Origin of the sequence: Flavilitoribacter nigricans DSM 23189 = NBRC 102662, from assembly GCF_002646595.1 — a bacterium.
GTDB classification, from domain to species: domain Bacteria; phylum Bacteroidota; class Bacteroidia; order Chitinophagales; family Saprospiraceae; genus Flavilitoribacter; species Flavilitoribacter nigricans.
Genome location: NZ_PDUD01000039.1, coordinates 12,596 through 25,274, shown reverse-complemented (window position 1 = coordinate 25,274; position 12,679 = coordinate 12,596). Strand labels below are relative to the sequence as shown.

Annotated in this window: 15 protein-coding genes; 14 read left to right on the top strand and 1 reads right to left on the bottom strand. The window is 53.3% G+C overall.

Going from position 1 to position 12,679, the window contains the following annotated elements:
- Nucleotides 1-29: 29 nt before the first annotated feature.
- From CRP01_RS31410 to CRP01_RS31400, 3 genes are read left to right on the top strand one after another with little or no spacing between them, the layout of a single operon-like run.
- The gene (locus CRP01_RS31410; RefSeq protein ID WP_222845851.1) at nt 30-1,355 is read left to right on the top strand and encodes an aspartate aminotransferase family protein; all 1,326 of its coding nucleotides are present in this window, start codon (nt 30-32) and stop codon (nt 1,353-1,355) included.
- The gene (locus tag CRP01_RS31405; protein WP_099154036.1) at nt 1,355-2,413 is read left to right on the top strand and encodes a GNAT family N-acetyltransferase; all 1,059 of its coding nucleotides are present in this window, start codon (nt 1,355-1,357) and stop codon (nt 2,411-2,413) included. Before CRP01_RS31410 ends, CRP01_RS31405 begins: the two co-directional genes overlap by 1 nt.
- Nucleotides 2,414-2,444: 31 nt before the next feature.
- The gene (locus CRP01_RS31400; RefSeq protein WP_099154035.1) at nt 2,445-3,527 is read left to right on the top strand and encodes a serine hydrolase domain-containing protein; all 1,083 of its coding nucleotides are present in this window, start codon (nt 2,445-2,447) and stop codon (nt 3,525-3,527) included.
- A gap of 37 nt (nt 3,528-3,564) precedes the next feature.
- Here the strand turns inward: CRP01_RS31400 and CRP01_RS42015 are convergent, their stop codons facing one another.
- Complete coding sequence (locus tag CRP01_RS42015; RefSeq protein WP_143473608.1) at nt 3,565-3,756, bottom strand: hypothetical protein; 192 nt, start codon at nt 3,754-3,756, stop codon at nt 3,565-3,567.
- Nucleotides 3,757-3,999: 243 nt separating this feature from the next.
- Here CRP01_RS42015 and CRP01_RS31395 point away from each other — a divergent pair, with 243 nt between their 5' ends.
- The 11 genes from CRP01_RS31395 to CRP01_RS31345 all read left to right on the top strand — a co-directional run bounded on the left by CRP01_RS31395 (nt 4,000) and on the right by CRP01_RS31345 (nt 12,562).
- Complete coding sequence (locus CRP01_RS31395) at nt 4,000-4,380, top strand: hypothetical protein (protein ID WP_099154034.1); 381 nt, start codon at nt 4,000-4,002, stop codon at nt 4,378-4,380.
- 285 nt (nt 4,381-4,665) lie between these two features.
- On the top strand, nt 4,666-5,280 hold the full coding sequence (locus CRP01_RS31390; protein WP_099154033.1) for a TIR domain-containing protein: 615 nt from the start codon (nt 4,666-4,668) through the stop codon (nt 5,278-5,280).
- A gap of 28 nt (nt 5,281-5,308) precedes the next feature.
- On the top strand, nt 5,309-5,770 hold the full coding sequence (locus CRP01_RS31385; protein ID WP_099154032.1) for a VOC family protein: 462 nt from the start codon (nt 5,309-5,311) through the stop codon (nt 5,768-5,770).
- A gap of 48 nt (nt 5,771-5,818) precedes the next feature.
- Complete coding sequence (locus tag CRP01_RS31380) at nt 5,819-6,289, top strand: DinB family protein (protein ID WP_099154133.1); 471 nt, start codon at nt 5,819-5,821, stop codon at nt 6,287-6,289.
- A 152-nt stretch (nt 6,290-6,441) separates the two neighbouring features.
- Nucleotides 6,442-7,140, top strand: coding sequence for a hypothetical protein (locus CRP01_RS31375; RefSeq protein WP_143473607.1), 699 nt, complete (start codon nt 6,442-6,444; stop codon nt 7,138-7,140).
- Nucleotides 7,141-7,176: 36 nt separating this feature from the next.
- Nucleotides 7,177-8,190, top strand: coding sequence for an Imm51 family immunity protein (locus CRP01_RS42785; protein ID WP_185154584.1), 1,014 nt, complete (start codon nt 7,177-7,179; stop codon nt 8,188-8,190).
- 132 nt (nt 8,191-8,322) lie between these two features.
- The gene (locus tag CRP01_RS31365) at nt 8,323-9,267 is read left to right on the top strand and encodes an ADP-ribosylglycohydrolase family protein (RefSeq protein ID WP_099154030.1); all 945 of its coding nucleotides are present in this window, start codon (nt 8,323-8,325) and stop codon (nt 9,265-9,267) included.
- A 14-nt stretch (nt 9,268-9,281) separates the two neighbouring features.
- Nucleotides 9,282-9,488, top strand: coding sequence for a hypothetical protein (locus CRP01_RS31360; protein WP_099154029.1), 207 nt, complete (start codon nt 9,282-9,284; stop codon nt 9,486-9,488).
- On the top strand, nt 9,485-9,832 hold the full coding sequence (locus CRP01_RS31355; RefSeq protein WP_099154028.1) for a VOC family protein: 348 nt from the start codon (nt 9,485-9,487) through the stop codon (nt 9,830-9,832). Before CRP01_RS31360 ends, CRP01_RS31355 begins: the two co-directional genes overlap by 4 nt.
- An 86-nt stretch (nt 9,833-9,918) precedes the next feature.
- Nucleotides 9,919-10,476, top strand: a complete 558-nt coding sequence (locus CRP01_RS31350) for a hypothetical protein (protein WP_099154027.1) — start codon at nt 9,919-9,921, stop codon at nt 10,474-10,476.
- A 406-nt stretch (nt 10,477-10,882) separates the two neighbouring features.
- Nucleotides 10,883-12,562: a carboxylesterase/lipase family protein gene (locus CRP01_RS31345; RefSeq protein ID WP_099154026.1), complete on the top strand. Its 1,680-nt coding sequence runs from the start codon at nt 10,883-10,885 to the stop codon at nt 12,560-12,562.
- Nucleotides 12,563-12,679 lie beyond the last annotated feature (117 nt).

Here is a 12,679-nt window from a genome sequence, read left to right as displayed (position 1 = left end):
TCGGCCGGTGTTTAATCACAATTTTATAGATGATGATTCAAGAACTATCCCAGAAAAATGCGCTGTCCAAACAGTTCGCCCAGGATTACCGGCACTGTTTTGCCCTCAACCGGAATAGCGCCGGCTTCAGCCAGACCAATAAAGAGCTCACGTATACCCTGGTGAGCGACCGGATGCAGGGGGCTTATGTCGAAGATATCGACGGTGAACGCTACATCGATCTGACGATGGGCTTCGGCTCCATCCTTTTCGGGCACGATTACGCTCCGGTCCGGGAAGCCATCACTGCCCAATTGCGTAACAGCTGGTCGGTCGGTCCGATCTCTCCGCTGGCCGGCGAGCTGGCACGGGAGATCTGTGCGACGACCGGTGTGGAACGGGTCGCCTTCTTCAATTCCGGTACGGAAGCGGTGATGGTGGCGATGCGCATGGCTAAAGCGATCACCAAGAAGAAATACATCGTATTTTTCAAAGGGGCTTACCACGGCACCTTCGATCCGCTGCTCACCATTCGGAACGATCCGGAAAGCAAACTGGCCCTGGAGGCCGTTCCCGGAGTAACCCAGTCTATTCTCAACGAATCCTTCCTGCTGGAGTACGGTACGGCGGCTTCTCTGGAGTTTATCCGGGCCCATCACGAAGATATCGCCGGGGTGCTGACCGAGCCGGTACAGAGCCGCAATCCGGCCCTGCAGCCCCGGGAATATCTGCGGGAATTGCGGCAGATCACCCGGGAACATAATATCGCGCTGATCTTCGATGAAGTCATTACTGGCTTCCGGATCGCGCTCGGCGGTTGCCAGGAATACTTCGGGGTACAGGCGGACATTGTTACCTACGGCAAGGTGATCGGCGGCGGGCTGCCGATCGGCATCGTTGCCGGCAAAGCCGCTTTTCTGGATTCGCTGGACGGCGGTTACTGGAAGTTCGGGGACGATTCGGCACCGCCGGTCAAAATGACCTTCGTGGCGGGTACCTTTTGCCACCATCCTCTGGCGATGGCCGCTTCCCTCAAAATCCTGGAAATACTACGGAAAGAAGACGGTCGGATCCTACGGGATCTGAACCGCACCACGGATGAATTTTGCTCCCGGATGAATACGTTTTTCCGGGCGGAGGGCCTGCGATTGGAGATCGTGCATTTCGGTTCTCTGTTTCGCTTCCTGACCCCGGGCCGGCACCGGGCGATCTATCCGCAACTTTTACTGAACGGGGTCTATATCTGGGAAGGCCGGAACTGCTTTTTGTCCACGGCCCACGATGCATCGACGCTGAACCTGTTGGAAGAAAAGATCAAACTCAGCTGCCGCCAATTGGTGGAGCAGGGCATTATCACACCAAAAAACCGGGGATAATGGAAAAGGATATTTTGTACCGTGAAGGAAACTTTCACATCCGGCGCTATTCCGGCATACCGGAAGATGCGCTCACTTTTCTGGACCGTATCGCCTGGGGTAATGAAGGCGCGGTTTACGAACATAAAAATACCGAGGAGCACATCCGGCAACTGCACCGTCCCAGCCTGATCGCTATCTACGAAGGCGAGGAGATCCGGGGAACGGCCGCCTTCTGTAATACCCCCGTTGGAGCGAACGGACGGGAATTCAACTGTTTTTACATCCGGTATTTCGCTTCGTCACCGGCCATCCGGGGGAAGGGCGTTATGAAGAATTTTTCCATCAAGGTGATGGAGCTTATCCGGGAGCGGGAAGCCGCTAAGACCGTATATTTTGCCTGCATCGAACGGGACAATCGCGGTTCCTACCGGGTGGTGGAGAGTGCCGGATATACCAATATCGGAACGATCAAGACGATGGGATTCAGCCGCTTTTTTCCCCGCCTGAGTCCGCGGGTGGATACGTTGGGATCCGTTGCCGAACGGGAAACCGTGCTGAACCTCCTGCGAAAGCATTACCGCGGGCACGCCCTGGTCCAGTTCAATGCCCTGTTCCTCAACGATGATTACTACGTGATCCGGGAGGGGGACGAAATAGTAGCGGGTTGCCAGTACCACCGTGTCCACTGGGTAGTGAACCGCATGAAAGGAATGATGGGCAAGGTGATCATGAACGTGGTGCCGCTGGTACCCCTGCTGAACCAGCTGTTCAATCCCCGGCGCTTCGAGTTCCTGGCCTTTGAGGGGATCTACTGCAAACCGGGCTACGAAGACCGCCTGCAGGAGTTGTTCGAAAGCTTACTGGCGCAGGAAGGATTAAAATCCTCCATGTTCTGGATGGGGGAGACCTGTCCGCATCGGATCGCCATTGAGCGCTACGGGAATCCCGGACTGATCCATACTTTTATCAAGGATTCGGATGTCTATATTCTAGCCGCTTTTCAGAATATGGACGAATCGGAGATCCAGCTGGTCAAGGACAGTCCGCTGTACGCTTCGGCTTTTGACTACATTTAACCGTTCAATTGAATTCATTACCACTAACCTTATGATTGACACCCAGCGGGAAAACATACAGCAATTGCTGGAAATGCTGATCCGGCCATCCGGTAATACGCCCATTCAGCACGCGCTGCTTTACTGGCAGGAGGGGAGTGTTGGTGCGCCTCTGGTCCTGACGGCCGGCAATCTGTCCCGGGAGCAGGCTATAGATGGGATCCGCCTGCGTACCGGGAGCATGACCAAACCCTTCACGGCGGCGCTGATCCTGCAGTTGGTGGAAGCCGGACGTCTGCGGCTCGGCGATGGTCTGCTCGATCTGATGGGTGAAAGTGATCGCGATCTGGTGGAGCCCCTGCTGTACATCGATGGCGTCAATTTCACTGAAGAGATCACCGTCGCGCATTTGCTGCGGCACCGCAGTGGTTTGCGGGATTATTTTTCGGATGACGAGCGTTTTGTCGAAGAACTTTTTCGGGATCCGGACCGGCAGTGGGACTGGCGATCGGTCATGGAAACCTACTACCGTTTTGAGCTCCATCGACCGGGGATCGGCCGGCCGGGAGACCTGTTTCACTACGCGGATACCAATTACCTGTTGCTGGCCCGGTTGGCGGAAGTATGTACCGGCCGCACTTATGCGGAACTGTTGACGGAACGCATCATTCTGCCCTTGGGCCTGACCAATACCTATCTCGAATTTTACCAGGAAGCCCTTACGGACCGGGAGATGGTTTATCCCCATTACGGGCCTCATTCCCTGGAAAAGGTCAATACGTCCTTTGACTGGGGCGGCGGTGGACTGGTTGCTACTCCCCGGGATCTGGATACATTTTTCCGGGCCCTACTGGCGGGGAAATTATTCCAGGATAAAAGTACACTGGAGTACCTGCCCGGCTTCCGGGACATGCCGACCGCCGACAGCGACCGTCGGGCAATTTACGGCCTGGGCCTGCAGCAAAAGCAATTCGGCGATCTGCAAATGATCGGTCACAACAGTGCCTACGGGGCGATGTATTATTATGCGCCGGAGCGGGATCTTAGCATTTTTCTGAGCGTCAATCAGGCCGCCGCCATGCATAAAGCGGAGTGGTTACTGGACCGGGTAATGAAGACCTACCTGGCCGGATAGGCAAATAAATGCGCTGCCATTGCTACTCCCTTTGCATTTACGGGCTGGATTCGGCTACCGTGGCGGCAAAGGCTACCCGGTTCCTGACCGCAATGAATAGGAGGACGAATTTCTGCAAAAGTTGCGGGCAGCCGTCCTGCCGGAACTGGATAATGCCGAACTGACCATTTCGGAAATTGCCTGCGAGGTGTGTTTTTCCGATCGAAACTACTTTTCCAAGACTTTTCACGATGCTTACGGGTAGTCTCCCGGTGATATGAGAAAGGTGTTGTAAACCAGTTGATTAGCAATTATTGAACAACTCAATGATCAATAATTGCTACATTTTTTTCCTTTCTGAAATATATCTCCGGCTATTTGAAAAATGAGTGAAGCAGATCCTGCTGCAATCAGCCGACCTTGCTGATGCATTTCGCACTTATGTGCCTCCCCAGCCTATTCATCGATTTCTTTCACTTAAAATTCAATAATCATGAAAATTCCTCATTCTTTCACCATTGTCTTTTTCACCATTACTCCCTTTTTCCTCACGGCCCAATCCATGGTTGGCGACTGGACCTACAGTGGCCCCGGACCGGATGGCGAGGAATTGATCAACACCATGAGCATGAAGGAAGACGGTTCCCTATCCGTCGACTTCGGAAGCGACGGCCAGATCGAAGTGGTGGCCTCCTACACGATCGAAGGCAAACAGATCACCATCAATGACGTTTCGGAGCAGAGCCCCTGCCACGGAAAAGCGGGCGTGTACGAATTTGCGCTGGATGGAGATAACGTAACCATCACCCTGGTTGAAGATGCCTGTGAATTGAGACGCCGCGAGCGGCCCTGGGTATTGACCCGGAAGAAATGATCCAGCCGGGGAAACCAGAACGGATATCTTCAGTCTCACGTCCGCTAATAGCTACGAATCCGGTATTTTGCCAATGTGCTTTTGGGCTGGAAGCACTGGGGCAAAGAAGTACGAGCACATGGGAAGCGGCGACCACCGGTAGCACCATTCGGTATTTAATCTGTGGGACAATTCGACTTTTTTTGAGCTACACCCAATGCAAATCAGTTGGGGATGTTTCCAAACCAATTTTACGTCAGTATATTGGGACGAAAAGTAATTTGTAGGTAAATCCCCTAACGGCCAATGGACAATCAAGGCGAACAAATCCGATCCCTGTTTTCCCGGGATCACGATACGGTATTTCCCAAACTCGGTGTTTTTCTGGGTGGACCTACTCCTCCGGACGGAGCCATGCAAACTGGATGGCGCCGAAAAATTGTAGCTGAATTACAACAGGACAGCCGCCTGGATCCCAGTATGATCGTGGTGTCACCGGAACCCAAAACCGGGTTTTGGAGTGAAATTGATAATCTGGATCCCCAAAACGAACTGGAAGTCGTACGGGATAAACAAATGCCCTGGGAGCTGCAGTACCTGCAACTGTGCGATATCACGGCCTTCTGGCTGCCGACCTACTGGAAACCGGAAGAAGCGGGCGTGTTCGCACCAAATATCGGACCGACCAGCCGGTGGGAATTCGGCTACTTTTTTCAGGAATACCTCAAAAACCCGGCCCGACGAGATTTCATCATCGGCAGTCCGGAGGATGCCGAAAGTGTGAAGTGGGCGAAAAAGATCACCGATATCCACGGGGTCAAATGGCACTTTTTGCCGAAATCGGATAAACCAAAATTGGTAGCGGATTCGTTTATCGAAGAGATCGCGGAAACGCTGCTCCGCAACAAGTGGCGCTATTGATTCCGCTTATTAGTCATTTATTCCTACCATGAGATTTGCCCATACCAACATCATCAGTAAGAACTGGCGCGACCTGGTCGCTTTCTACGTAGATACTTTTGAGTGCCGGGTCGTTCCCCCCGTTAGAAACCAGTCGGGTGAGTGGCTAGATAAAGGCACCGGACTGCAAAATGCCCACCTGGAAGGCGCGCACCTGTTGCTGCCGGGCTACGGAGAAAAGGGGCCGACCCTGGAAATTTATCAATACACCAGAATCGAAGAACAGGAGCCGATAGCTCCAAATCATCGAGGATTCGGCCACATCGCCTTCGAGGTAGCATCCGTGGAATTGATCCTAAAAAAGCTGGAACAGCATGGAGGCAGTCGCCAGGGAGAAGTGACCAAAAGGATCATTGCGGGTGTGGGGGAGATCACTTTTGTCTACGCACGGGATCCGGAGGGGAATTTGATCGAACTCCAGAGTTGGCAGTATGAGGAAGCGGCGGAATAAAAATTGTTTTTGCGGAAAGCTGTTTATCGCCAGTATAAATACCATTTCATGACACCAACAGAGCTGATCCTTTTAAATTTCACGGAAGTGCGGAGAAGAAGCTTGCTACTATGGGAAGGGCTGCCGGAAACCGCTTACTCCTGGAAACCCGATCCGGAAGCCATGTCGGCGCTCGAACTGATCCGGCACGTACTGGCGGCTGATCACGGTTGGAACGTCATCATCAATAATCATGGAGACATGACGGGCTACCAATCGCCCTGGGCGGTCCGCCCGTACACCGATCTGGCGGACGAACTGGCATTTGCCGAACCCTATCGCCGGGAATTCCTTGACAGTGTCCGCCAATTTTCGGCCGCAGAACTGGAGCAGTCGGAAATCGTTCATCCGGGGAACGAGGAGGTCAGAAAACTGGGCGATTACCTGTTGCGGATCGCCTACCACGAGTCCGTTCACGCCGGGCAGTTCCTGTCCTATCTGCGGGCTATGGACTCCGTCCGGCCGTTTATTTGGGATTGATCGGGTATTGCGGTTCCGTCCAGGCAAAGATGCCTTCTGTTTTGTGAGCTATCCGGGCCGTTACTTACCAGCCGGATGTATGTTAAGGAAAAGGGTACGCAGACCGCTATCCGAAAAACTGCGTTTTGGGATTAGAAATTGAACCCGAAATCATGAAGCGCTCCTTCTGTCTCTTACTCTGCTCACTCATCAGTCCACTGCTTTGGTCCCAGAACGAACTGGATCGACACATCGAATTTGGGGTAGACCTCAGCTGCATCATTATCCGGGCTGCCGGCGGCGACCGGCCCTACTGGGAACTCGATCTCGTCTACCGGGAATCCCAGGGCGGGAAGGACCTGCGTTTTCGCCTGAATGTCAATAAATACAACTGGTTCGGTTTTCAAACGGTTGACCAAAAACTGGTAGAAGATAAGCAACCCGTAAGTGTATCGTATTTTCAGACGGAATACTTTCCAAAAGTCAGCTATCTGGCGGGGATCGGTCTGACAAAATATTTACAGAACAACGACCTTCCGGTGTACTACGGTATCGACGGCAACTTCGGCATCGGCCGGGGCGGCACTGTCACCAGTCGCCGTACCGTCATGCTGGAATCGGAGGAGATCAGCATTGTCGACTCCCGATCAGCTAATCTGGCCATCGTGGGGCTCAGTCCGGTACTCGGACTGAAAAAAGCATTTTCCGACAAATTATTGCTGGGTATTGAATTCAGTATTCCCGTAAATTTGGTATTGGGTAAACTGGATTATCAAAATGAGGCCGGGGAGTTGTTTACCCGGTCGGCCAACCGCCTGGATTTCAGAATGGATAAACTGCTGAATGACATTGTCATACTGGTAAGATTTTAGGCAATCGAAAACCAGATCTACCAAACGGACTGAGATATGCCGAACAAACGAAGGAAATATACCGCCGCGGAAATCCTGTCGATCTTTCGGATACAACACCGACTGGCCGCTCCGCTGGACCCGGAAGCGGATCCCACGGCAGTCATCCGGGCCGATATGAGCGTCCGGGAATGGCGGTGGGCTATGGATCTGCTTCCCTGGCGAAAACTCTATCCCTACCTCAATGCGGAATTCCGGATCGATCTGCCGGCAACGGAGTGGAAAGCGGTACTCGAACCCGCCCGCTGGAAAAAGTTATGGGACGTCTGTTGCCTGATCGCCCGGCACGCCACCCTCGAAATACCCGGCCCCGTTAAATTGCTGGGCCGGGAGTGCCTGAGCGCCGGCACTTTCCGGACCTTAAAACGGAATTTGCAGGTAAAGGGTGTTGATGTGTCCAGGCTCAGGCCCTCCTCCAAATTCGGGCTCTACCTGGCCCGCCACTATGCGCCCGTCCTGGAGGAAGTAACGCTGACCGGTCTGGACCCGATCGACCGGATCGTCCAGACCCGCAGGAAAAAAGGGTTCTGGCATGCGATCAATATTTTCGATCCCGATCGTTATGAACTCAGTACCGGAGATGTAGTCACCTTCAGGGATCTGGTTGGAAAAATGGTAAGGATGAGCGCTATACAAAACTGGGCACTTCCCGCAGACCTGGAATCCATCCTCGAAATGGAAGGATACTGGGAAGATGATACCTTTGCACCCATTCGGATCACGGTCGAAGCGATCGAATACCAGGGTAAGGATCTTATTTCCTATCAGGCGGAGTTCGCCCCACCGGATACCGGTGCAGAAATTGATGGAGACGACTGGGAAGCAATTTTCTACCTGTACCTGCAGGAAACGGAGCCGGCCCTGGTGAATGGAATTCGCGGTGATTCCGAAAGCGAGACCTGTGTACTCTGGACGAGCGATGCTGACGTCTTCCGAAAGATGCTGGCTCGTCTGGTCGAACTATTGGCGAAACCCGAGGAGGTGAAAAGGTTACGGGGCAGGCTGGATTAATGCCGGCTGGTACTACAACCGGCTCTTTATTGCCTGCGGACCAATGACCCGCTTATTTCAAACGGCTGCCAGAACTATTTTGCCGCCGCAAACGGTTATAGGGGTTTCAGGACCACTCCTTAAATCAATCGTATGAACTTTCTGCAAAGGACTGCACTGGCCGCCAGATCGCTGAAAGGAGTTTCCATTGGAGATGCTTTCGGAGAAAGCTTCTTTGGCGAAACCGATGCAATACTGAGCCAAATCCAGCAGCGGCGCCTACCGCCCACCCGGTGGGAGTTCACGGATGATACGGTCATGGCCATTGCTGTATTTGAACAACTCGAAGCATGCGGGGAGATCGATCAGGACCAGTTGGCCCGGCAGTTTGCCATCAATCACGATAAGGATGTCAATCGCGGCTACGGGGCTACGGCCAGAAGGATCTTGCGGGAGATCGGTGCCGGAGGCGACTGGCGGGCTATCGCCCAGAACGTATTTTCGGGCATGGGGTCTATGGGCAACGGAGCTTCGATGCGGGTTAGTCCCATCGGCGCTTTTCACTTCGATGATCTCGAGCGGGTCCGCACCCTGGCCATCCGGTCCGCGGAAGTCACTCATACCCACGTCGAAGGCATCAGCGGGGCCATTGCTGTGGCCGTCGCAACTGCCTTAGCCACTCAAATTAAAATGAATGGAAGGTCGATTACTCCGGAAGCCTTCATCGAAACGGTGGCCGGCATGCTGCCGGATTCCGATACGCGGGCGAAGATCAGGAAATCAATGGCCATTCCTCCCGATTATCATATCGAAACAGTAAAAACAATTCTGGGAAACGGCAGCCAGATCACGGCTCCGGATACGGTTCCCTTTGCGATATGGTGTGCGGCGCATCATCTGAACGATTTTGCGGCGGCGCTTTGGCGGGCCGTTGCGGCGCTGGGCGACCGGGACACTATTGGTGCGATAGTTGGCGGCATCACCATTATGTCATCAGCGGAGGCAAACGTTCCGGCGGCGTGGGTGGATGCCGTCGAGGATGTTGAGACAAGTGCATTCCGAACCGGTATGAAGCAAAACATAAACGATGATCCCTAAAAATAAATTCACCGATGGAGAGAGCAGCATTAATCGGTCTGGTCCGTCTGATCATGGACGGCGGAGATAAGACGGATGAGGAGGTTGATCTCCTGCTTGAGCAGCTACAGCAAAATGTGCCCTATCCGGCTGTTGCGGACCTCATCTATTACGAAGATCTAAGCGCCGAAGCAATCGTTGATAGGGCGTTAAATTACGAGCCTCCAAAACTCGGGATATGAAATTGAATTTACTCGTCATCCGCACCGAAATTCCCGAAAAACTGAAAATGCAGTATGAATTGCTGGGGTTTCAGTTCGAGTACCATCGTCATGGCAACGGCCCCCTCCATTTTGCGGCTGAGAAAGACGACTTTGTCTTTGAGATCTATCCGCTGGCCCGCTCTATGGTAAAAGCGGACGCCTCGCTGCGGCTTGGGTTCACCGTGGAAGATCTGGACGGAACCCTGGCTAATGTCGATGGTTCCGATTGGAAAATGGTGACCGGAATAAAAGAGACGGAGTGGGGGAGACTGGCCGTCCTACAGGATACAGATGGCCGCAAGGTGGAGTTAAAAAAGGGTTGATCACAAAAACGTCTACCGACCACCATCCGTCAACCGTCAACCATCCGTCAACCGTCCACCATCAAACAATCAAACCATCCAAATTCATGAAACACAGATCCTGGATCAAAAATTACGAAAGAAATTTTGAGCAACTGGCCAAAGAGATCGGCGATCTCCGATATGATACTTTGGCAGAGTTCCTCAGGCTGCTGTCACAAAAGATAGAGCAGGACGGGCAGCAAGACCGGAGCCGCGGCCGGACCCAGCTCGCCGATAGCCTCCAACGAGCCGCAGCAAATCTGGAGGAAAGCGCCGAAAGTATCGAACTGGCCTGGCGTATTTCGGAACCCTTCATGTACCCACCGGATATCATCCAAAAGATCCGGCAGGAATTCGTTGATCGGGAAAAGGTGCGGGAAGCGCTGAAACTGATCTCTGCCTATAGCCTGTATTGGGACGGAGCAGAGAGCTTTCGTTTGGTCAGATGTCTGCTGCACGGAACGCATGGGAATCTGCAGCAACTTCGGAAGAATATCGATCTGGCTCGTATGGACTGGCGGGACCTGATCATTCAGGCGGAATACGAAGGAGGGACGCAACAATTAAGAAACTACAATCATCCTTTTGGAGAAGCGGAAATGCTACCGGACGATCCGATCTGAAACGTCATCCTGTCGGCCCGGTGGTAATCAGCAATGTATGATTTGTGTATTTATTTGATCAGAATGTATCCGCTGTGCTCATTCGGAATAATTAATTTCACACCTTTATATTTGCAGAATAAAATAAAGGGGAAACGTTGATTCTCCATATTGAAACTGCTTTTTGTTGAAAACGGTAACTATCTGGACCAGCGAGCACGCCTTTCGGTAAAACTGCCGGCACGGTGTTCATCATACCTAGCAGCAAACCAACAGACAGAACCGGGAAGATCGACCCGTCGCGCGTCCTGTCGCAATTCCAGCCAATAACCAATTATCCGGATCGGACCTATCGCCCACGGGAGCATTTGGACAATTATTTCTCCTCTGGTACGGGCAAGACCATACAACCTTTAATATCAAAATTATGAAAACCAACAGAAGAAATTTCCTGCAGACCATGGGTGCCGGTGCGGCCGGCGTCGGCCTTACTTCCGGGGTATCCCTGGCGGCCTATTCGAAACCGGAGGATCAGGACGTCAACGGCGACGAACAGATCCTCTTCGTCGGTGATGATATCGCCATTGCCCAAACGGTTTACGGTAAAGTCCAGGGCCTGATACTGCGCGGGATCTACCAGTTTCGCGGCATTCCCTACGGGGCGGATACCAGTGGGAAAAACCGCTTTATGCCTCCCGAGAAGCCCGAATCCTGGGACGATGTGCGGCCGGCGGTCTGGTGGGGGAATACGGCCCCGCAGATCATGGACAATCGCTACGGGAACGTCTGGGCCTCCTTTGCCGATCACTGGAATTACGACGACGTAAGTGAAGACTGCCTCAAACTGAACGTATGGACGCCGTCCATCGACGATAAAAAGAAGCGCCCGGTCATGGTCTGGCTGCACGGTGGCGGATACACCAACGGGAACGGGATCGAACAGGAAGGTTACAAAGGCGAGAACCTGAGTCGGAAAGGAGATATCGTTTTTGTATCCATTAACCACCGACTGGGACCGATCGGATTTTCGGATCTCTCCGGAGTCGGCGGAAAGAAATACCAGCATTCCGGAAACGTCGGCGCGCTCGATATGGTAGCGGCTCTGGAATGGGTCAAAGAGAATATCGCCAATTTCGGTGGGGATCCCGCTAATGTGACCATTATGGGGCAATCCGGTGGTGGTGCGAAGGTTTGCACCCTGGCGGCGATGCCCAAAGCGTCCGGCCTTTTCCACAAAGCGGTGCCGCTGAGCGGCTCTTCTACCAGTGCTACGGATCAGGAGACTTCCCAAAAACTGGGCGAATACATTCTGGAGGAAGCCGGCCTGAAACCGGGAGAGATCGACCAACTCCAGGAAATGCCGTGGAAGGATTATTTGCTGCTGGCCAACAAAGCCAGTGCTCGTTACCGGGAGGAGAACCCCGGCGGCGGACGACGCGGCGGTTTCGCTCCGGTGGCCGACGGCATCAATATTCCGAAAGGCACTTATTTCTCTGATCCCGACGGTGTTTCTTCGAATGTACCGATGCTCATCTGCAGCACCTTCCACGAATGGGGGATGTCGCGGACAGATCCGGAATTGGAAAAGATCACAGCCGGTAAAGCCAAGGAAGTACTTCGGGAACGCGCCGGATTCCGCGGCGGACTGGGCGACAAAGCGCCGGAAGTCTACGATGCTTACGCCAAGGCATTCCCCGGAGCCAAACCCATCGAGATCATGTGTCTGGTAGCCAGTAACCGCAAGGGCGTGGTGCAGACCGCGACGGCCAAATCGGTGCAGAAAGCGCCGGTATACGTAGCCTGGTTCGGCTGGGAGCCGCCGCTGTTCAACAACCGGATGCGGGCTTTCCACTGTCTGGATATCTGTTTCTGGTTTTACAATACCGATCTGATGCTGACCCATACCGGAGGAGGAAAACGCCCCCGTATGCTGTCGGAAAAGATGTCGGATGCCTTACTCCAGTTCATGAAGACCGGAGATCCCAACGTGAAGAGCCTGCCCCAATGGCCGGCATTTACGGCGGCTAAGGGCGAGGTGATGGTTCTGGACGATCAGTGCGAACTGCATAATGATCCGGACCGGGAAGCCCGGGAGATGCTGCCCTGATCTTAAAAGATTGATACAAATTGTATTTTAACCAAGCAAGTTGATCTGATGCAAAGTGGTTTGATCCTGACCGTGGTTGACACGTCAGGAATCAAACTGCTTTGCTCAGTAAAGCAG